The following is a 20,186-nucleotide window of genomic DNA, read 5'->3' on the forward strand; positions in this document are numbered from 1 at the left end:
CACCGACACCGCGGCGGCGGAGAAGCGCCCCCGGCCCCCGCCCGCGAGCAGGCCCCCGGCGGGGCCCTGAAGTGGGCGATCGCCGACTGCTGGACCGTCGTGCGCCGCGGCCTGCTGCACTACCGCAGGCAGCCGTCGAACATCGCCTGGCAGCTCGGCTTCCCCGTCGTCTCCGTGCTGCTCTTCGTCTACGTCTTCGGCAGCGCGATGGAGGGCGGCGCGGACGCCTACAAGTCGTATGCGATGCCCGGCATGTTCGCGATGACCATGGCCTTCGGGTTCATGAACACCGCCATGCTGATCGCCATCGACAAGGAGCACGGCATCACCGACCGCTTCCGCTCCATGCCGATGTCCCCGTCGGCCGTGGTCAGCGGCCGGGGCGTCTCCGACCTCATCGGCGCCGGGCTGGACCTGGCGGTGATGGCGGCGATCGCGCTGGTCATCGGCTGGCGCTCGGACGGCTCGGTGCTGGAGACCGCGGCGGCATTCGCGCTGCTGCTGTGGCTGCGCTTCGCGCTGATCTGGGTCGGGGTGGTGCTCGGTCTGCTGACGCCCAACCAGGAGGCGGCGGGCAATCTTTTCGCGGTCGCGTTCCCGTTCGGCATGGTCTCCAGCGTCTTCGCCTCACCGGCGGACATGCCGGGCTGGCTGGGCGCGATAGCGATGTGGAACCCGGTGTCCTCCACGGCCAACGCGGTGCGCGAGCTGTTCGGCAACCCGGGGCGGCTGGGCGACTCGTGGATCGAGCAGCACGCGATGCTGATGGCGGTGGTGTGGCCCGTGGTGATCACGGCGGTGTTCCTGCCGCTGGCGGTACGGAAGTACCAGCGGCTGTCGCTCTGACCGCGCGCCTACGGAACGGGCCCGGCACGCGGGAGGCGCGCCGGGCCCGTAACGGGGGTGAACGGAGCTCAGATCCGCTCGACCACGTAGTCGATACAGCGGGTCAGGGCCTCGACGTCGGCGGGGTCGACCGCGGGGTACATCGCGATCCGGAGCTGGTTGCGCCCCAGCTTGCGGTACGGCTCGGTGTCCACGATGCCGTTGGCCCGCAGCGTCCTGGCGACGGCGGCGGCGTCCACGTCGTCGGAGAAGTCGATCGTGCCGACGACCGCGGACCGCTGCGCCGGGTCGGCGACGAACGGGGTGGTGGCCTTCGCCTCCTCGGCCCAGTTGTAGAGCGTCCGGGCGGAGGCGGCGGTGCGGCGTACGGCCCATTCCAGACCGCCCTGGCCGTTCATCCAGTCGAGCTGCTCGGCGAGGAGGAACAGAGTGGCGAGGGCGGGGGTGTTGTACGTCTGGTTCTTGCGGGAGTTGTCGATCGCCGTGGGCAGCGAGAAGAACTCCGGCACGTGCCGCCCGGAGGCGTGCACGCGCGCGGCCCGCTCCAGGGCGGCGGGCGAGAACGCGGCGATCCAGATCCCGCCGTCGGAGGCGAAGGACTTCTGCGGCGCGAAGTAGTACACGTCGGTCTCCGCCACGTCCACCGGCAGCCCGCCGGCCCCGGACGTCGCGTCGACGAGCACGAGCGCCCCGTCGTCGGCCCCCTCGACCCGGCGCAGCGGCATGGCGACACCGGTGGAGGTCTCGTTGTGCGTCAGCGCGTACACGTCCACCCCGGCCTCGGCCCGCGACTCAGGGTGCGTACCGGGCTCGGACGAGACGACGGTCGGCTCGTCCAGCCACGGGGCGAGCTTCGCGGCCTTGGCGAACTTCGAGGAGAACTCGCCGAAGGACAGGTGCTGCGACTTGCGCTCGATCAGCCCGTGGGTGGCCACATCCCAGAACGCGGTGGCCCCACCGTTCCCGAGAACCACCTCGTACCCCTCGGGCAACGAGAACAGCTCACGCACCCCGTCACGCACCCGGCCGACGAGGTCCCGCACGGGAGCCTGCCGGTGAGACGTACCGAGAAGAGAGGATCCGGTGGCGGCCAGCGCCTCAAGCGCCTCGGTGCGCACCTTGGACGGGCCCGACCCGAAGCGTCCGTCGGCGGGCTTGATGTCATCAGGAATCACGATCTCAGCCACCCCCGAAGCCTACGACCCACCCACCCGCCGACGACGCTCCTGTCCACCCTCTGAGACAAGAACACCCACGTGGTGGGCGGCCCGCCGGGCACCGCCTCCGGCGCGTATTCACACGGTGAGTGACGGTCGCTAACTTTGTGCGGACAGGAGGTGGGAGCGATGGGGAGTCGCCCGACGGACTGGCACGTGCTCGACCTCGACGAGGATCCGGTCCCTGGCGACCCGGCTCGCGTCCGGCAACTGGCACGGGAGTTACATGACTTCGCCGACGACGTCGGCGGGGCCCTCCGCGACATCAAGGCGATGGCGGGCGAAGACGCCATCCTGCGGTGGGCGGGGAAGACGGCGAAGGCGTTCCAGGACGAGTTCGAGGACGTTCCGAAGAACCTGAAGAAGCTCCAGCGCTCGTACGATCTGGCGGGCGACGCGCTCGCGGCGTACTGGCCGAAGCTGGAGCGGGCGCAGTCCTTGGCGGACAAGGCGCTGGTCCGGGGGCGCGAGGCCCGCAGCGAGTTATCGTCCGCGACCGGCCGTCTGGACTCGGCCGACTCCTGGTTCGAGCGAGCCACGGCCAAGACCAAGGAGTACGACGAGAAGGAGGGCAAGGAGAAGCCCGACGAGTCCGACCTACGCGCCGCTGCCCGCAACGCGACCGACGCCAAGTCCGCCCGGGCCAGCGCCCAGACGGCCGTCGACAACGCGCAAGGCGGCCTCGAAGCGGCCAAGAAGATGGCCGCCGACGCCAAGAAGATGCGCGAGGACGCCGCGTCCGAGGCCAAGGACAAGCTGGAAGAAGCCTCGGACGCCGGTATTCAGAACCGGAAGTGGTGGGAGAAGGCGGTCGACTGGGTCAAGGACAACTGGGACACCATCGTCAGCGTCTGCAAGGTCATCGTCGCGGTCCTGGGCATCGTCGTCCTGATCATCGGCGGCCCGCTGGCGTGGGTGGTTCTCGCGGCCGCTCTGGTCGTTCTGGCCGACACCCTGATGAAGTACATGAACGGCGAGGCATCCCTGTGGGATGTCGCCTTCGCCGCGCTGGACTGCATCCCCGGCATGAAGGGCCTCACCACCCTGGGCGGCCTGGCCAGGGGCCTCAAGGGCGGGCTGGCCGCGGTCAAGGGCGGTATGAAGGCCATGGCGGGTCGCCTCCGCGGCTCCCTCGACGACCTGGCAACCGCGCTGAAGCGGCGCCCGGAGCGCCGTCCGCGTATCGGTCCTCCGATGCGGATGACCATGGAGAGTGTGCGCAACATCTCCGCGCGCTACCAGGTGGATCTGACGGGAATACGCGTCAATATCAATCGAAACGTGTCCGGTGTGTGCGGAACCACTCCCACCGCGAATCGGATCAATCTCTATCGCGACGCCTTCTACGACGAACAGACCCTGGCTCGTACGCTGGCCCACGAGAGGTTCCACGTCGACCAGATCAGGAACGGCCGCAGGGTGCCCGAGGACCCTGCCGAGCTGGCCCGGTGGGAGGACGAAGCGTACGCCTTCGAGGAGGAGTGGTGGCAGAATCACCCACTGAACCAGCCCCCGGGAGACGGTGACTGATCATGGCGAACACCTGGGACGACTGGCTGCGTGCCTACGAGATCGCGTACCGCTCCCCGACGCCTCCGCTGCAACTCCCGTGCCCCAACTGCGGCGCGCGTGCGCTGTCGCTCCTGTTCCGGGAGAAGACCTCCGACGGAATCGGCCATGTGTTCTTCTGGTGCGGGTCGTGTGGGTTCGGAATTCATCTTTCCCGTGTCGACGTTCCGGATGGCGCCGCATTCATCCCGTACGACGCACCCGCGGACGAGCAGCCACTTCCGCCCAGTTACACCCTTGTTCATCCGGAGGACTCGGAGGACGAGGGCGAAGACGTCGAGTCCGAAGTCTTCTGACCTCCGCGGGGCGGTGGTCCGGCGGACGCGGCCGGCCGCCGGGGGCCGCGCGCGACGGCGGTGGCCCCCGGCGGGGCGGTGTCAGCCCAGGGTGAGGGTGGGTGGGGAGGGGTTGGTGGTGGTCCAGGTGCCGTTGAAGCCGAAGGTGACCGAGCCGCCGTCCGGGACGTTGCCGTTGTAGGGGGCGTTCGTGCAGGTCACCCTCGTGCCGGTCTGCTGGCACGTGGCGTTCCAGGCGCTGGTCACCCGCTGGCCCGCCGCGTAGTCCCAGGTGACCGACCAGCCGGACAGCGAGTCGCCGTCGCAGCTCAACGTCACCGCGGCGGTGAAGCCGCCGTTCCACTGCTGGGGTACGGCGTAGCTCGCGCTGCAGCCGTCACCGGGGCCGGGTCCCGGGCCTGGGCCCGGGTCGCCGCCGAGGGCTTCAGCCACCGCGTTGTACGCCTGCTTCGGCTGGTAGCTGTCGTTCCAGAGGGTCGCCGAGCCCTCGCCGTTGAAGACGCCGGGAACCCAGGAGTACTTGTCCGGGAAGCCCCACACCGTGACGCCCTTGCAGCGGGTGACCGCCAGGCAGGCGTCGATGACGTTCGTGTAGTACTGCGACTGGGTGGCCTCCTTCTGCGCGCTGACGGGGAGCTGCATCCGTACGTCCAGCTCCGTGATCGCCACGTCGACGCCCAGGTCCGCGAAGCGCTGCATGTTCTGCCGCAGGTCGCTCGGGAAGCCGTACTGGATCGCCAGGTGGCCCTGGATGCCGACGCAGTCGATCGGTACGCCCTGGGCCTTCAGGTCGCGTACGAGGTTGTACATCGCGGTGCTCTTCGCGTTGACGCCCTCGATGTTGTAGTCGTTGATGCACAGCTTCGCGCCCGGGTCCGCCGCCTTCGCGGCGCGCAGCGCGTGGGCGACGTAGTCGCGGCCCATGGCGTTGTAGAAGGGGCTGGTGCGGAACGTGCCGTCCTCGTTGAACGGCTCGTTGACGACGTCCCAGGCGTCGATCTCGCCCGCGTAGTGCCGGGCGACCTGCGTGACGTGGTTCTCCATCACCGTACGGACCTCGCCGCTCGGCAGCCCCGGGACCCAGCCGGGGAGCTGGCTGTGCCAGACGAGGGTGTGGCCGCGTACGGACTGGCCGTTCTGCTGCGCGAAGTCGACGACCCGGTCGCCCGGGGCGTAGTTGAACTGGCCGCGGGACGGCTGCACGGTGTCCCACTTCATCTCGTTCTCCGCCGTGACCTGGCCGAACTCGCTGCCCAGGATCCCGGTGTACTGGGTGTCGGAGAAGTGCGACGTCGCGCCGGCGGAGCCGATGAACTTGCCGTGCGCCTGCGCGAGCTGGTTGAGCGAGGCGGCGGCCGCCGCGGGCGGGCCGGCTTCGGCGGGGGCGGATGCCTGTGCGGGGGCGGCGGTGCCGAGGCCGTACAGGCAGAGGGCGCCGGCGAGCGCGGCCAGCAGGGCCCTGGGCCTGCTGCGGAGTCTTCGCATGTTCCCCTTCTTCCCCCGCGGGCGGGCGCGGGCGGTGGTGGAGTGGGTGGCGCCGGATCCGTGCGTGCGGGTGGTGGGGCTGGGATCGAAACCTTCGGATCGAAACATTCGGGACTGGTTTCGAATCTTTCTGGGGTCGGACGTTAGAGGCGCGAGTGGGGCACGTCAATACGCGCGACGGGGTGGGGGTGTCCGGCACGCTGGGGCCATGGATACGGAGACGGGCGCGGACGCGGGTACGGACGCCGGGGTGGATGTCGTGGCGCTGGAGCGCCGGCTGCGGGACGCCGTCCGCGGCGAGGTGGGGTTCGGGACCCGGGACCGGGCCCTGGTCACCATGGACGCCTCCAACTACCGGAGCGTCCCCCTCGGCGTCGTCGCCCCCCGCGACGCCGACGACGTCGCCGCTGCGCTCGCCGTGTGCCGCGAGTACGGCGCGCCTGTCGTCGCGCGCGGCGGCGGTACGTCCATCGCGGGCAACGCCGTGGGCGCCGGCGTCGTCCTCGACTTCACCCGGCACCTGAACCGGCTCGTCGACCTCGACCCCGGGGCGCGCACCGCCGTCGTGCAGCCCGGGCTCGTGCTCGACCGGCTGCGCGGCGCGGCGGCGCCGCACGGGCTGACCTTCGGGCCCGATCCGTCGACGCACAGCCGGTGCACGATCGGCGGGATGGTCGGCAACAACTCCTGCGGCTCGCACAGCGTCGCGTGGGGGACGACCGCGGACAACGTACGGGCGCTGGACGTGGTGACGTACCGCGGGCGGGCGGTGCGGCTGGAGCGGGACCTGGGGGTGCTGCCGGGGCTGCGGGAGTTCGTCGACGGGCATCTGGCGACGCTGCGGACGGGCGGGCGCGGGGTGGGGCGCGCCACCGGCCATCCGGGCGGTCGTGCGGGCGGGCAGGCGCCCGGGCATGCGGGTGGCGTACGGGAAGGAGGCCGCGCCCCCGCCGCGGACGCCGGCGCTCCCGCCCCGTACCCCCGCGACCTCCCCGGCTGGCCCGACCTCCCCCGCCGCATCTCCGGCTACGCCCTCGACGCCCTCCTCCCCGAACGCGGCGGCGACCTCGCCCGCGCCTTCACCGGCAGCGAAGGCACCCTCGCCGTCCTCACCCAGGCCACCGTCCGCCTCGTCGAGGCGCCCCCCGCCCGCGCCCTCGCCGTCCTCGGCTACGCCGACGAGTCCGCCGCCGCAGAAGCCGCCGCCGGACTGCTGCCGCTGCGCCCCCTGACCGTCGAGGGCATGGCCGCCGACCTCGTGCCCGACGCGCACGCGCTGCCCCGCGGCGGCGCCTGGCTGTTCGTCGAGACCGGCGGCGACACCCCCGCCGCCGCGCGGGCCGCCGCCGAGGAGGTGTGCCGCGCCGCCGACGCCGTCGACCACACCGTCGTCGCGGAGCCCGCCGAGCAGCGCGCCCTGTGGCGTATCCGCGAGGACGCCTCCGGCACCGCCACCCGCATGCCCGACGGCAGCGAGGCGTGGCCCGGCTGGGAGGACTGCGCGGTGCCGCCCGCGCGGCTCGGGGAGTATCTGCGCGAGTTCCGCGCGCTGCTCGCCGCGCACGGGCTGCGCGGGCTGCCGTACGGGCACTTCGGCGACGGCTGCATCCACGTCCGGATCGACTTCGACCTGCTGACCGCGCCCGGCATCGGCCGCTTCCGGGAGTTCTCGGGGGAGCTGGCGGACCTCGTCGTCGCCCACGGCGGCTCGCTGTCCGGGGAGCACGGCGACGGACGGGCGCGTTCCGAGCTGCTGCCCGCGATGTACGGGGACGAACTCGTCGGTCTCTTCGGCGGCTTCAAGGACCTCTGGGACCCCGACGGCGCCCTCAACCCCGGCGTGATCGCCCGCCCCGCCCCCCTCGACGCCGACCTGCGCTTCGCGCCGCTGCCGCGGGTGCCGGTGCCGGTGGCGTTCGGCTATCCGCACGACGGTCCCGAGGGCGGCGACTTCGCCGCGGCGGTGCGGCGGTGCGTCGGGGTCGCCAAGTGCCGGAACCCGGCGGGGAGTCCGGGGGTGATGTGCCCGTCGTACCGGGCCACGGGCGAGGAACGGCACTCCACGCGCGGGCGCGCGCGCCTGCTGCACGAGATGCTGGCCGGGGAGGTCATCACCGACGGCTGGCGCTCGGAGGAGGTGCGCGAGGCGCTCGACCTGTGCCTGTCGTGCAAGGGGTGCCGCAGCGACTGCCCGGTGGACGTCGACATGGCCACGTACAAGGCCGAGTTCCTGCACCACCACTACGCCGGACGGCGGCGGCCGATGGCCCACTACGCGATGGGGCGGCTGCCGCAGTGGCTGCGGCTGACGGCGGCGCTGCGGGCGGCGGGCGTGGCGAACGCGCTGGCCGCGGTGGGCCCGCTGGCGGCGGTGGCGAAGCGGGCGGCGGGGCTTGCGGGGGAGCGGGCGATCCCGCCGATCGCGCGGGTGCCGCTGACGCGGTCGCTGCGGCGGGGCGCCGACGCGGATCCGGACGTGCTGCTGTGGCCGGACACGTTCACGAACTACCTGTCGCCGGAGGCGGGTACGGCGGCGGTCCGGGTGCTGCGGGCGGCGGGCCTGCGGGTGGGGCTGCCGCGGGAGGCGGGGAAGGTGTGCTGCGGGCTGACGTATGTCTCCACGGGCCAACTGGACCTGGCCCGCGAGGCGATGCGGCGCACGCTGGACGCGCTGGAGCCGGCGGACGGCGGCGGCGACGAGACGGGCGCGGCAGGCCCGCCCCTCGTCGTACTCGAACCGCCCTGCGCCGCCGCGCTCAAGACCGACCTCGTGGAGCTGCTGCCCGACGACGAACGCGCCCCGCGCCTCGCCGCCCGCGTCCGCACCCTCGCCGAGGCCCTCGAAACCGCCGCCCCCGACTGGACCCCGCCCCGCCTCGACCGCCCGGTCACCGGCCAGACGCACTGCCACCAGCACGCCGTCCTCGGCGACGGCGCCGAGCGCCGGCTGATGGCGAAGGCGGGTCTGGAGGGGCAACTCGCCTCCGGCTGCTGCGGCCTGGCGGGCAACTTCGGCTTCGAGCGCGGCCACTACGAGGTCTCCGCCGCCTGCGCGGAAGACCAGCTCCTCCCGGCCGTACGCAACGCCCCGGAAGACGCGGCGGTCGTCGCGGACGGCTACTCCTGCCGCACCCAACTCGCCCAGCTCGCCGGCATCCGCGCCCGCCACCTGGCGGAACTCCTCGCGGAGGGCCTGCCGGAGGAGGGCGGGCGGGGCGGACAAGGCTGACGCACACCGGCCGAATCCGGCAAGCACGCTTGCTTGTTTTCCGGTCCGCTGCCACCCTACTGCGCAGTAGTCACGAGGGGAGCGCAGCATGGCGGGCCCGGAGATCATCACCCTGATCGACGACCTCCGCGACGAGAGCGCCGAGTTGGACGCCCTCGTTGCCGGGCTGCCGCCCGGGCGGTGGGCGCTCGGCACCCCCGCCGCCGGGTGGACCGTCGCGCACCAGATCGCCCACCTCGCCTGGACCGATCGCGCCGCGCTCGCCGCCGCCCGCGATCCCGACGAGTTCCGGGCGATGCTGACGCACGCCCGGGAGGCGCCGTTCGGCTTCGTCGACGAGGGTGCCGAGCGGGGTGCCGCGCAGCCGCCGGAGGTGCTGCTGGACGAATGGCGGCGGGGGCGGGAGGAGCTGCGGCGGGTGCTGCCGGCGCTGCCGGCGGGGGTGCGGATGCCGTGGTTCGGGCCGCCGATGAGCGTCGGGGGCGTCGCCTCGGGGCGGTTGATGGAGACCTGGGCCCACGGGCAGGACGTCGCCGACGCGCTCGGCGTACGGCGTGCGCCCACCGCCCGGCTGCGGCACGTGGCCCGTATCGGGGTACGGACGCGGGACTTCGCGTACGCCGTGCACCGGCTCGCGCCGCCCGCAGGGGAGTTCCGCGTCGAGCTGACCGCGCCCGGCGGCGGCGAGGTGTGGGCGTACGGGCCCGAGGACGCCGCCGAGCGCGTCACCGGGCCCGCGCTCGACTTCTGCCTGCTGGCCACCCAGCGCGTGCATCGCGCCGACACCGCGCTCGTCGCCGAGGGCGCGGAGGCGGAGCGCTGGCTGGGCATCGCCCAGGCGTTCGCGGGCCCGCCGGGCGCCGGGCGGGACCCGGCACCGGACGGCGCGGCCCGTACCGGCGCCGCTCCCGGGGAGTGCCCGTGACCCTCCGTATCGGCAACGCCTCCGGCTTCTACGGCGACCGCTTCGCCGCCGTCCGCGAGATGCTCACCGGCGGCGGACTCGACGTCCTCACCGGCGACTACCTCGCCGAGCTGACCATGCTCATCCTCGCCCGCGACCGCCTCAAGGACCCCGGCGCCGGCTACGCCAGGACCTTCCTCCGCCAGCTCGAAGACGGCCTCGGCCTGGCCCGCGACCGCGGCGTCGCGCTCGTCGTCAACGCCGGCGGCCTCAACCCCGCGGGGCTCGCCGCCGCCGTCCGCGAGCTGGCCGAGCGCGTCGGCGTGCCGGCCCGCGTCGCGCACGTCGAGGGCGACGACCTCACCGCCCGCGGCACGTGGCCCGGCGCCCTCGCCGCCCACGCCTACCTCGGCGGCGCCGGCATCGCCGCCTGCCTGCGCGCGGGCGCCGACGTCGTCGTCACCGGCCGCGTTACCGACGCCGCGCTCGTCACGGGCGCCGCCCAGGCCCACTACGGCTGGACCCCGGCCACCGCCGACGACCCCGCCGCCACCGACGACCCCGCCGACGACCCCGCCCTCCACGCCCTCGCCGGCGCCGTCGTCGCCGGCCATGTGCTGGAGTGCGGCACCCAGGCCACCGGCGGCAACTACGCCTTCTTCACCGAACACGACGTCCGCCACCCCGGCTTCCCCCTCGCCGAGATCGAGCCCGACGGCAGCGCCGTCATCACCAAGCACCCCGGCACCGGCGGCGCCGTCACCGTCGAAACCGTCACCGCCCAGCTCCTCTACGAGACCGCGGGCCCCCGCTACGCCGGACCCGACGTCACCGCCCGCCTCGACTCCGTACGCCTCGCCCCGGACGGACCCGACCGCGTCCGCATCACCGGCGTACGCGGTGAGCCGCCGCCGCCCGACGTCAAGGTCGGCCTCTCCCGCCTCGGCGGCCACCGCAACGAGGTCGTCTTCGTCCTCACCGGGCTCGACATCGACGCCAAGGCCGCCCTCGTACGCGACCAGATGGCCCCCGTCCTCAAGCGCGTCGCCGACGTCCGCTGGACCCTCGCCCGCACCGACCGCCCCGACGCCGGCGTGCAGGAGGAGGCGTCCGCCCTGCTCCGCCTCGCCGTCCGGGACCCCGACGAGGCCGCCGTCGGCCGCGCCGTCAGCGGCGCCGCCGTCGAACTGGCCCTCGCCAGCATCCCCGGTTTCCACGTCACCGCCCCGCCCGGCAGGGCGCAGCCGTACGGCGTCTTCGAGGCCGCGTACGTCCCCGCCGCCGGCGTCCCCCACACCGCCGTGCTCCCCGACGGCACCCGCGTCCCCGTCGCCCCGCCGCCGCGCACCCGGGCGCTGGAGCCCGTACCGGAACCGCCGCTGCCGCCGCCCCCGCCGCCGGGACCGACCCGCCGCGCCCCGCTGGGCACCGTGGCCGGCGCGCGCAGCGGCGACAAGGGCGGCAGCGCCAACCTCGGCGTCTGGGCCCGGTCCGGCGCCGCCTGGCCGTGGCTGGCGCACACCCTCACCGTCGACCGCTTCCGCGAACTCCTCCCGGAGACCGCCCCCTTCCCCGTCGTACGCCACGTCCTGCCGCACCTCCGTGCGCTCAACTTCACCGTCGAAGGACTCCTCGGCGAAGGCGTCGCCTCCCAGGCCCGCTTCGACCCGCAGGCCAAGGCGCTCGGCGAGTGGCTGCGCGCCCGGCACGCCGACATCCCCGAGGAGCTGCTGTGACCGTGCTGGCCTCGTCGCTGGACACCGCGGGCCCCGACTACGCCGCCCACCGCGCGGCGATGCTCGACAAGCTCGCCGCGCTCGGCGAGGAGCACGCCAAGGCGGTGGCGGGCGGCGGCGAGAAGTACGTCGCCCGGCACCGCGCCCGCGGCAAGCTGCTCGTACGCGAGCGGGTCGAGCTGCTGCTGGACCCCGACACCCCGTTCCTGGAGCTGAGTCCGCTGGCCGGCTGGGGTTCCGCCTCCCCCGCCTACACGGTCGGCGCCTCGCTCGTCACCGGCATCGGCGTCGTCTCCGGCGTGGAGTGCCTGATCACGGCCAACGACCCGACCGTACGCGGCGGCGCGTCCAACCCCTGGACGCTGAAGAAGGCGTTCCGCGCCCACGAGATCAGCCTCGCCAACCGGCTGCCGTCGATCCACCTCGTGGAGTCCGGCGGCGCCGACCTGCCGTCGCAGAAGGAGATCTTCATTCCGGGCGGCGCCCTCTTCAAGTTCCTCACCCGCTCGTCCGCGGCCGGCATCCCCACGGTCGCCGTCGTCTTCGGCAACTCCACGGCGGGCGGCGCGTACGTGCCGGGCATGAGCGACCACGTGATCATGGTCAAGGAGCGCGCGAAGGTGTTCCTCGGCGGCCCGCCGCTGGTGAAGATGGCCACCGGCGAGGAGAGCGACGACGAGTCGCTGGGCGGCGCCGACATGCACGCCCGTACCTCGGGACTCGCCGACTACTTCGCCGTCGACGAGCCGGACGCGCTGCACACCGCACGCCGCGTCGTCGCCCGCCTCGCCTGGCGCAAGGCGCACCCCGACCCGCCGCCGGCCGCCCCGCCCGCGTACCCGGAGGACGAGCTGCTGGGCATCGTGCCGGGCGACCTGAAGGTCCCCTTCGACCCGCGCGAGGTGATCGCGCGGGTGGTGGACGGGTCCGACTTCGACGAGTTCAAGCCGCTGTACGGGACGAGCCTGGCCACCGGCTGGGCGCGGCTGCACGGCTATCCCGTCGGGATCCTCGCCAACGCGCGCGGGGTGCTGTTCAGCGAGGAGTCGCAGAAGGCCGCGCAGTTCATCCAGCTCGCCAACCAGCGCGACATCCCGCTGGTCTTCCTCCACAACACCACCGGCTACATGGTCGGCAAGGACTACGAGCAGGGCGGCATCATCAAGCACGGCGCCCAGATGATCAACGCGGTCTCCAACTCCCGCGTCCCGCACCTGTCGGTCCTCATGGGGGCCAGCTACGGCGCCGGCCACTACGGCATGTGCGGCCGCGCGTACGACCCCCGGTTCCTCTTCGCCTGGCCGAGCGCCAAGTCGGCGGTCATGGGGCCGCAGCAGCTCGCGGGCGTGCTGTCGATCGTCGCGCGGGCGTCGGCGGAGGCGAAGGGGATGCCGTACGACGAGGAGGGCGACGCGGCGCTGCGCGCGATGGTGGAGCAGCAGATCGAGGCGGAGTCGCTGCCGGTGTTCCTGTCGGGGCGGCTGTACGACGACGGGGTCATCGACCCGCGGGACACCCGGACGGTGCTGGGGATCTGCCTGTCGGCGATCCACACGGCACCGTACGCGGGCGTGCACGACGGGTACGGGGTGTTCCGGCTGTGACCGCGCGACCGGCATCCACAGGGCGACCGGCATCCATGGGGCATCTGGCATCCACAGGGCGACCGGCATCCACAGGGGAGCACCGATGATCCGTACCCTCCTCGTCGCCAACCGCGGCGAGATCGCCTGCCGCGTCTTCCGTACCTGCGGGGAGCTGGGCATCACGCCCGTCGCGGTGCACTCCGACGCGGACGCGGGGGCGCTGCACGTACGCGCCGCGCTGGATGCCGGCGGGGCGGCGGTCCGGCTGCCGGGGCGGGCGGCGGCGGACACGTACCTGCGGGCGGACCTGCTGGTCGCGGCGGCGCTGGCGGCGGGCGCGGACGCGGTGCACCCGGGCTACGGGTTCCTCTCCGAGAGCGCGGAGTTCGCGCGGGCGGTCGGGGCGGCGGGGCTGACGTGGGTCGGGCCGCCGCCGGAGGCGATCGAGGCGATGGCGTCCAAGACGCGCGCGAAGGAACTGATGGGCCTGGCGCCCTTCGACCCGTCGAAGGCGGTGGAGTCCGACCTGCCGCTGCTGGTCAAGGCGGCGGCGGGCGGCGGCGGCCGCGGTATGCGGATCGTCCGCGAACTGGCGGCGCTGGAGCTGGAACTGGAGTCGGCGTCGGCGGAGGCCGCGGCGGCGTTCGGGGACGGCGAGGTGTTCGTCGAGCCGTACGTCGAGGGCGGGCGGCACGTGGAGGTGCAGGTGCTCGCGGACGCGCACGGGGGCGTGTGGGCGCTGGGCACGCGCGACTGCTCGCTGCAGCGGCGGCACCAGAAGGTGGTGGAGGAGGCGCCCGCACCGGGTCTCGCGGCGGGCGTGGCGGCGGAGCTGGAGGAGACGGCGGTACGGGCGGCGCGGGCGATCGGGTACGTGGGCGCGGGCACGGTGGAATTCCTGCTGGCGCCGGACGGGCGGGCGCAGTTCCTGGAGATGAACACGCGGCTGCAGGTGGAGCACCCGGTGACGGAGGCGGTGTACGGGGTCGACCTGGTGGCCGGGCAGTTGAGGATCGCGGAGGGCGCGCACTTGCCGCCGTCGGCACCGCGGCCGAGGGGCCACGCGGTGGAGGCCCGCCTGTACGCGGAGGACCCGGCGTCGGATTTCGCCCCGCAGACGGGCGGGGTCTCCTGCCTGGAGGTCGGGGGCGCCACGGGGGGCGAGCTGCTCCGGACCGCCGGGAACGACCGTGTGCCGTATGCCGCGGGGGAACCCCCCACCCTCCGCCTCGACACCGGCTACACCGCCGGCGACACCGTCACCCCGTACTACGACGCCCTGCTCGCCAAGGTGATCGTCCACGCCCCCACCCGCGCCGAGGCGGTCCGCCACCTGACGACCGCGCTGCGGCGGGCACGGATCCACGGTCCGGTGACGAACAGGGACCTGCTCGTCCGGTCGCTGGAACACGAGGAGTTCACCGGCGCGCGGATGACCACCTCCTTCTACGACGCCCACCTGCCGACGCTCACGAGCCCCCCGGGCGAGGCCGATGCCCACCTCCGACTCGCCGCTCTCGCCGCCGCGCTCGCCGATGCCGCCGCGCGGCAGCAGGCGGGGGGTGCGGTGCTGCCCGTCCGGTTCGGGGGGTGGCGCAATGTGCCGTCGCAGCCGCAGGTGAAGGGGTACCGGGTCGAGCCCGGCGGTGCCGGGGCTGAGGTTCGTTACCGCCGAACCCGCGACGGCGTACGGGCCGACGGCCTGCCCGAGGTGCGCGTGCTCTCCGCCGCTCCCGGGCGCGTGGTGCTCGAAGTCGCCGGTGTCGCCCGTGCCTTCGACATCGCCGTCTACGACGACGCCTCCGCAGCGCCCCATCCCGCCCCGGCCACGTACGTCGACACCCCCCACGGTTCGTACGCCCTCCGCCCCCTCTCGCGCTTTCCCGACCCCCGCGCCGACACCCCGCCCGGCTCCCTCCTCGCCCCCATGCCCGGCACGGTCGTCCGCCTCGCCGACGGGATCGCCCCCGGGCAGGCGGTCCGCCAGGGCCAGCCCCTTCTCTGGCTGGAGGCGATGAAGATGGAGCACAAGGTCGCCGCCCCCGCCTCCGGCGTGCTCACCGCCCTGCACGCCGCCCCCGGCCGTCAGGTCGAAGTCGGCGCCCTCCTGGCCGTAGTAGAAGCCGTAGAAGAAACCGCAGCCGAAGCCGTAACCGCAGACGCCCCGCCCCGCGATCAGGAAGGCCGACAGCCATGACCAGCGCCATCCTCGAACCCCAGGAGCACCGCGACCTCCGCGCCGCCGTCGCCGCGCTCGGCGCCCGCTACGGCCGCGACTACTTCACCGCCGCCGTCCGCGACGGCCGGCACACCGACGAGCTGTGGGCCGAGGCCGGCAAGGCCGGTTACCTCGGCGTCAACCTCCCCGAGGCGTACGGCGGCGGAGGCGGCGGCATCGCGGAGCTGGCGATCGTGCTGGAGGAACTCGGCGCGGCCGGCTGCCCGCTGCTCATGCTCGTGGTGTCGCCCGCGATCTGCGGCACGGTCATCGCCCGCTTCGGCACCGAGGAGCAGAAGCGGCACTGGCTCCCCGGACTCGCCGACGGCACCCGCAAGATGGCCTTCGGCATCACCGAGCCCGACGCCGGCTCCAACTCCCACCGCATCACCACCACCGCCCGCCGCGACGGCGACGACTGGGTGCTGTCCGGCCGCAAGGTGTTCATCTCCGGCGTCGACATCGCCGACGCCACGCTCGTCGTCGGCCGCACCGAGGACGAGCGCACCGGCAAGCTCAAGCCCTGCCTGTTCATCGTCCCGCGCGACGCCGAGGGCTTTCAGCGCTCGCACATACCCATGGAACTGCACGCTCCGGAGAAGCAGTTCGAGCTGGTCCTCGACGACGTGCGGCTGCCCGCGGACGCCCTCGTCGGCGACGAGGACGCCGGTCTCCTCCAGCTCTTCGCGGGGCTCAACCCCGAGCGCATCATGACCGCCGCGTTCGCGCTGGGCCTGGGGCGGCAGGCGGTGGCGCGGGCCGTCGACTACGCCCGTACGCGCCAGGTGTGGAAGGGCGGCGCCATCGGCGTGCACCAGGCGATCGCGCATCCGCTCGCGCAGGCGCACATCGAGTTGGAGCTGGCCCGGCTGATGACGCAGAAGGCGGCCGCGTTGTATGACGCCGGTGACGACGCGGGCGCGGGCGAGGCGGCGAACATGGCGAAGTACGCGGCCGCGGAGGCGGCGGCGAGGGCCGTCGACCAGGCCGTGCACACCCTCGGCGGCAACGGGCTCAGCACCGAGTACGGTCTTGCGCAGATGCTCACCGCGTCCCGCGTGGCCAGGATCGCCCCGGTCAGCCGGGAGATGATCCTCAACTACGTGTCGCACCAGACGCTGGGCCTGCCCAAGTCGTACTGACGCCGCCGACGTACCGAAGGAGCACCTCCCCGCCATGACCGACGCACCCGCAGAACCGGCCGCCGACGACGCGCCCCTCGTCCGGATCGCGCGCGACGACCGCGGCGTCACGACCCTCACGCTGGACTCGCCGCACAACCGCAACGCGCTCTCCGCCCGCCTCATGGCCGAACTCGACGCGGGCCTGGCCGCCGCCGCGGAGGACGACGACGTACGGGCCGTGCTGCTCACCCACACCGGCAACACCTTCTGCGCCGGCGCCGACCTCGGCGAGGCCACGGGCGCCGCCGCCCCCACGGACGGGCCGCTGGCGCTGGCGCGGCTGCTGCGGGCGGTCGTGGAGTGCCCGAAGCCGGTCGTCGCGCGGGTGACCGGGCACGTACGGGCGGGGGGCCTCGGGCTGCTCGGCGCGTGCGACATCGCTGCGGCGGGGACGGGGGCGACGTTCGCGTTCACCGAGGCGCGGCTCGGGCTCGCGCCGGCGGTGATCTCGATGCCGCTGCTGCCGCGGCTGGACGCCCGCGCGGCGGCGCGCTACTACCTCACGGGCGAGCGCTTCGGCCCGGAGGAGGCGGCGAGGACCGGCCTGGTGACGCTGGCGGGTGACGACGTGGACGCGCTGCTGACGCCGGTGCTCGACGGGCTGCGGGCGGCGTCGCCGCAGGGTCTTGCGGCGTCGAAGCGGCTCGTGACGGGGGAGGTGCTGCGGACGTTCGACCGGGACACGGAGCCGTTCGCGGAGCTGTCGGCGTCGCTGTTCGCGTCCCCGGAGGCCAGGGAGGGCATGACGGCGTTCCTGGAGCGCCGGGAGCCGAAGTGGTCCCGCTGACGGACGCCCCGCGCCAGCCACGGGGCCGGGGCCCGCAGCAGGACCGCAGCCGGGCGACCCGGCAGCGGCTGCTGGAGGCGGCGGTCGCGTGCCTGGCGGAACTGGGCTGGGGCGGCAGCACGGTCAGCGTGGTCGCGGAACGGGCGGGCGTCTCGCGCGGCGCGGCGCAGCACCACTTCCCGACCAGGGAGGACCTGTTCACGGCGGCGGTGGAACACGTGGCGGCGGAACGCTCGGCGGCCCTGCGCGCGCTGCTGCCGGCGACGGGAGGGGCGGATCCGGTACGGGCGGCGGGAGCAGGTGCCGCAGCGCGGGAGGAGGACGCCACCGCCGCCGTCGTGCGCGGGGTCGTCGACCTCTACACCGGGCCCCTCTTCCGGGCCGCGCTCCAGCTCTGGGCCGCCGCCGCCAACGAGGACCAGCTACGCCCCCGCGTCGCCGCGCTGGAGGCCCGCGTCGGCCGCGAGGCGCACCGGATGACGGTGGCGCTGCTCGGCGCCGACGAGTCGGTGCCGGGCGTACGGGAGACGGTGCAGGGCTTCCTCGACATGGCCCGGGGCCTGGGCCTGGCGACCCTGCTCACGGACGACAGCGCTCGCCGCGACCGCGTCGTGACGCAGTGGTCGCACCTGCTGACGACAGCCCTGTCGCACACCGAGCCCCGCTGAGGCCCAGGCGCACGGGCCTGCCCGGCCCCGTACCCGCACAGCCCCCACAGCCCCCCAAAGTCCCCCACGCACCCGCCCAAGGGTAGGCCGCCCCACCGACAACGAGGCCGTGGTCGCCCGCGGGGCCAGGTCCAGTCGCTTCAGATCGAACCGCCTCCAGCCGCCACCGTTGCAGCCGGCTCAGGCCGACCAGCCCTGAGCCGGCACGTCGCAGACGGAACCGCCTCACGCCGACCCGCGGCTCACGCCGACCCGCCCGCCTCCGCGTAGCCCTCGATCTCCTGCGGCGACCGCGTCCCCGGCCCCACGTACCGCGCCGACGGCCGCACCAGCCGCCCCGTCCGTTTCTGCTCCAGGATGTGCGCCGACCACCCCGCCGTCCGCGCGCACGTGAACATCGACGTGAACATGTGCGCCGGCACCTCCGCGAAGTCCAGCACGATCGCCGCCCAGAACTCGACGTTCGTCTCCAGCACCCGGTCCGGACGCCGTGCCCGCAGCTCCGCCAGCGCCGCCTTCTCCAGCGCCTCCGCGACCTCGTACCGCGGCGCGCCGAGCTGCTTCGCCGTGCGCCTCAGCACCCGCGCCCGCGGGTCCTCCGCGCGGTAGACGCGGTGGCCGAAGCCCATCAGCCGCTCGCCGTCGTCCAGCGCCCGCTTCACGTAGCCCTCGGCGTCGCCCGTGCGCTCGATCTCCTCGATCATCCCGAGCACCCGCGACGGCGCGCCCCCGTGCAGCGGCCCGGACATCGCGCCGACCGCGCCGGACAGCGCCGCCGCGACGTCGGCGCCGGTGGAGGCGATGACGCGGGCGGTGAAGGTGGAGGCGTTCATGCCGTGTTCCGCGGCGGAGGTCCAGTAGGCGTCGACGGCGGCGACGTGCTTGGGGTCGGGCTCGCCGCGCCAGCGGATCATGAACCGCTCGACGACCGTACGGGCCTTGTCGATCTCCCGCTGCGGCACCATCGGCCGCCCCTGCCCGCGGGCGGACTGCGCAACGTACGACAGCGCCATGACGGCGGCCCGCGCCAGGTCCTCGCGGGCGCGCGCCTCGTCGATGTCGAGCAGCGGGCGCAGCCCCCAGACGGGCGCGAGCATCGCCAGCGCGGACTGCACGTCGACGCGGATGTCGCCGGAGTGCACGGGGATGGGGAAGGGCTCGGCGGGCGGCAGACCGGGTTTGAAGGCGCCGTCGACCAGAAGACCCCAGACGTTGCCGAACGAGACGTGACCCACCAGGTCCTCGATGTCCACACCGCGATAACGGAGCGCGCCGCCCTCCTTGTCGGGTTCGGCGATCTCTGTCTCGAAGGCGACGACTCCCTCAAGCCCGGGTACGAAATCGGACATCAGGCGGCTCCCTCATGTGTGGCGTGCGCTGCGGGGGTGTGCAGCGACGGACGGGTCGGCCCCAGGGCGTGGAGTGGTGCGGGGGGTGGACCTGCTGGCCAGGCTCCGCGGCGCCATCGCTCGCGGTCCGGGGCGTGCATTCCGGGCCACCATAGCCGGGGGTGTGGAGTTTCCACAGTGGTCGGGCGGCGGATCTGTCGGGTCGCCTACATGCGAGGGGGCGTGAGATCGGGCACACTCCATCGATCCCGGCCCGGAGGGTTACGTGGTGCGTCGAGCGGGCAAACTCCCGCCCCGCAACGGCCGCTCATACTGCAAGATATGTAGGTGCGACACGTTGACGTTGACACCGAACGCTCCCTCGATCCGGCTGCCATGCGCGCGCACTATCGCGCCGCGGGACTGTCGGAGGACTCCCTCGCCGCCGATCCCTTCGAGCAGTTCGGCCGCTGGTTCCGGCAGGCCGCGGCGAGCGGACTGCACGAGCCCAACGCGATGGTCGTCTCCACCGCGGACGCCGAGGGCCGGCCCAGCTCCCGCACCGTGCTGCTGAAGCAGGTGGACGAGCGGGGGTTCGTCTTCTACACCAACTACGGTTCGCGCAAGGGCCGCGAGCTGGCCGCGAACCCGCACGTGTCGCTGCTCTTCCCCTGGCACCCCGTCGCCCGCCAGGTGATCGTCGCGGGGGCGGCGGAGCGTACGGGCCGCGATGAGACCGTGGCGTACTTCCGTACCAGGCCGCACGGCTCGCAGTTGGGCGCGTGGGCGAGCGAGCAGTCGTCGGCGGTGGCGTCGCGGGCGGAGCTGGACCGGATGTACGAGGAGCTGGCGGACCGCTATCCGGAGGGCGAGCAGGTGCCGGCGCCGCCGGAGTGGGGCGGTTTCCGGGTCAGGCCGCGGACGGTGGAGTTCTGGCAGGGCCGCGAGAACCGGCTGCACGACCGCCTGAGGTACGTACGCACCGAGGGCGCGGCGGGCGGCGGCTGGACGGTGGAGCGCCTCTGCCCGTAGCGATACGGGACGACGACGGCGCGCGCGGGGGTCCGGGGGCGGAGCCCCCGCCGCGGCACGAAGGCCGGGAAAGGTCAGCCCCGGGCAGCAGACGACCCGCG

At 73.8% G+C, this 20,186-nt stretch carries 14 protein-coding genes and 1 pseudogene; 12 read left to right on the forward strand and 3 right to left on the reverse strand.

Translation table 11 applies throughout. The features are described 5' to 3' along the window. Window positions 1-66: 66 nt before the first annotated feature. On the forward strand, window positions 67-846 hold the full coding sequence (locus CXR04_RS21450) for an ABC transporter permease (protein WP_199850657.1): 780 nt from the start codon (window positions 67-69) through the stop codon (window positions 844-846). A 68-nt stretch (window positions 847-914) separates the two neighbouring features. Here CXR04_RS21450 and serC read toward each other — a convergent pair whose 3' ends face one another. Next, window positions 915-2,033 (reverse strand): phosphoserine transaminase, encoded by a 1,119-nt coding sequence (serC, locus tag CXR04_RS21455; protein ID WP_101423944.1) that lies wholly within the window; start codon window positions 2,031-2,033, stop codon window positions 915-917. Between the two features lie 159 nt (window positions 2,034-2,192). Here serC and CXR04_RS21460 point away from each other — a divergent pair. Continuing rightward, window positions 2,193-3,191, forward strand: a pseudogene (locus CXR04_RS21460) (putative T7SS-secreted protein); the annotation flags it as partial. Between the two features lie 404 nt (window positions 3,192-3,595). Then, window positions 3,596-3,928 carry a hypothetical protein gene (locus CXR04_RS21465; protein WP_101423945.1) on the forward strand — a complete coding sequence of 111 codons (333 nt, stop codon included), beginning with the start codon at window positions 3,596-3,598 and terminating at the stop codon, window positions 3,926-3,928. Between the two features lie 81 nt (window positions 3,929-4,009). On the opposite strand, the gene CXR04_RS21470 is transcribed toward CXR04_RS21465, so the two are convergent. Beyond that, on the reverse strand, window positions 4,010-5,413 hold the full coding sequence (locus CXR04_RS21470; protein ID WP_101423946.1) for an endo-1,4-beta-xylanase: 1,404 nt from the start codon (window positions 5,411-5,413) through the stop codon (window positions 4,010-4,012). A gap of 208 nt (window positions 5,414-5,621) precedes the next feature. Here CXR04_RS21470 and CXR04_RS21475 point away from each other — a divergent pair, with 208 nt between their 5' ends. From CXR04_RS21475 to CXR04_RS21510, 8 genes are all read left to right on the forward strand, one after another. After that, complete coding sequence (locus CXR04_RS21475; protein WP_101423947.1) at window positions 5,622-8,642, forward strand: FAD-binding and (Fe-S)-binding domain-containing protein; 3,021 nt, start codon at window positions 5,622-5,624, stop codon at window positions 8,640-8,642. 88 nt (window positions 8,643-8,730) lie between these two features. Then, window positions 8,731-9,567 carry a TIGR03084 family metal-binding protein gene (locus tag CXR04_RS21480; protein WP_101423948.1) on the forward strand — a complete coding sequence of 279 codons (837 nt, stop codon included), beginning with the start codon at window positions 8,731-8,733 and terminating at the stop codon, window positions 9,565-9,567. Beyond that, window positions 9,564-11,282 carry an acyclic terpene utilization AtuA family protein gene (locus CXR04_RS21485; RefSeq protein WP_101423949.1) on the forward strand — a complete coding sequence of 573 codons (1,719 nt, stop codon included), beginning with the start codon at window positions 9,564-9,566 and terminating at the stop codon, window positions 11,280-11,282. The genes CXR04_RS21480 and CXR04_RS21485 overlap by 4 nt, the downstream gene beginning before the upstream one ends. Continuing rightward, complete coding sequence (locus CXR04_RS21490) at window positions 11,279-12,886, forward strand: acyl-CoA carboxylase subunit beta (protein ID WP_101423950.1); 1,608 nt, start codon at window positions 11,279-11,281, stop codon at window positions 12,884-12,886. The genes CXR04_RS21485 and CXR04_RS21490 overlap by 4 nt, the downstream gene beginning before the upstream one ends. 85 nt (window positions 12,887-12,971) lie before the next feature. After that, on the forward strand, window positions 12,972-15,065 hold the full coding sequence (locus tag CXR04_RS21495) for an ATP-binding protein (protein WP_101423951.1): 2,094 nt from the start codon (window positions 12,972-12,974) through the stop codon (window positions 15,063-15,065). Beyond that, on the forward strand, window positions 15,062-16,228 hold the full coding sequence (locus CXR04_RS21500; RefSeq protein WP_101423952.1) for an acyl-CoA dehydrogenase family protein: 1,167 nt from the start codon (window positions 15,062-15,064) through the stop codon (window positions 16,226-16,228). Before CXR04_RS21495 ends, CXR04_RS21500 begins: the two co-directional genes overlap by 4 nt. 34 nt (window positions 16,229-16,262) lie before the next feature. Continuing rightward, window positions 16,263-17,057 carry an enoyl-CoA hydratase family protein gene (locus CXR04_RS21505; RefSeq protein WP_101423953.1) on the forward strand — a complete coding sequence of 265 codons (795 nt, stop codon included), beginning with the start codon at window positions 16,263-16,265 and terminating at the stop codon, window positions 17,055-17,057. Continuing rightward, window positions 17,045-17,725 carry a TetR/AcrR family transcriptional regulator gene (locus CXR04_RS21510; RefSeq protein WP_101423954.1) on the forward strand — a complete coding sequence of 227 codons (681 nt, stop codon included), beginning with the start codon at window positions 17,045-17,047 and terminating at the stop codon, window positions 17,723-17,725. The genes CXR04_RS21505 and CXR04_RS21510 overlap by 13 nt, the downstream gene beginning before the upstream one ends. Window positions 17,726-17,967: 242 nt before the next feature. Here CXR04_RS21510 and CXR04_RS21515 read toward each other — a convergent pair whose 3' ends face one another. Next, a complete protein-coding gene (locus CXR04_RS21515) occupies window positions 17,968-19,074 on the reverse strand; it encodes a citrate synthase 2 (RefSeq protein WP_101423955.1) in 1,107 nt (368 codons plus the stop codon). Window positions 19,075-19,449: 375 nt separating this feature from the next. On the opposite strand from CXR04_RS21515, the gene pdxH reads away from it, so the two are divergent. Beyond that, entirely contained in the window at window positions 19,450-20,085 is a 636-nt protein-coding gene (gene pdxH, locus CXR04_RS21520) for a pyridoxamine 5'-phosphate oxidase (protein WP_107497113.1), read from the forward strand. Window positions 20,086-20,186: the final 101 nt, after the last annotated feature.

Source organism: Streptomyces sp. CMB-StM0423 (genome assembly GCF_002847285.1).
Classification (GTDB): domain Bacteria; phylum Actinomycetota; class Actinomycetes; order Streptomycetales; family Streptomycetaceae; genus Streptomyces.

Bases quoted from the DNA above. Each gene is read 5' to 3' on its own strand.
- pdxH (WP_107497113.1), top strand. From the start codon at position 19,450: ATGCGCGCGCACTATCGCGCCGCGGGACTGTCGGAGGACTCCCTCGCC.
- CXR04_RS21515 (WP_101423955.1), bottom strand. From the start codon at position 19,074: ATGTCCGATTTCGTACCCGGGCTTGAGGGAGTCGTCGCCTTCGAGACA.
- CXR04_RS21470 (WP_101423946.1), bottom strand. From the start codon at position 5,413: ATGCGAAGACTCCGCAGCAGGCCCAGGGCCCTGCTGGCCGCGCTCGCC.
- CXR04_RS21495 (WP_101423951.1), top strand. From the start codon at position 12,972: ATGATCCGTACCCTCCTCGTCGCCAACCGCGGCGAGATCGCCTGCCGC.
- CXR04_RS21475 (WP_101423947.1), top strand. From the start codon at position 5,622: ATGGATACGGAGACGGGCGCGGACGCGGGTACGGACGCCGGGGTGGAT.
- CXR04_RS21505 (WP_101423953.1), top strand. From the start codon at position 16,263: ATGACCGACGCACCCGCAGAACCGGCCGCCGACGACGCGCCCCTCGTC.
- CXR04_RS21480 (WP_101423948.1), top strand. From the start codon at position 8,731: ATGGCGGGCCCGGAGATCATCACCCTGATCGACGACCTCCGCGACGAG.
- CXR04_RS21465 (WP_101423945.1), top strand. From the start codon at position 3,596: ATGGCGAACACCTGGGACGACTGGCTGCGTGCCTACGAGATCGCGTAC.
- CXR04_RS21500 (WP_101423952.1), top strand. From the start codon at position 15,062: ATGACCAGCGCCATCCTCGAACCCCAGGAGCACCGCGACCTCCGCGCC.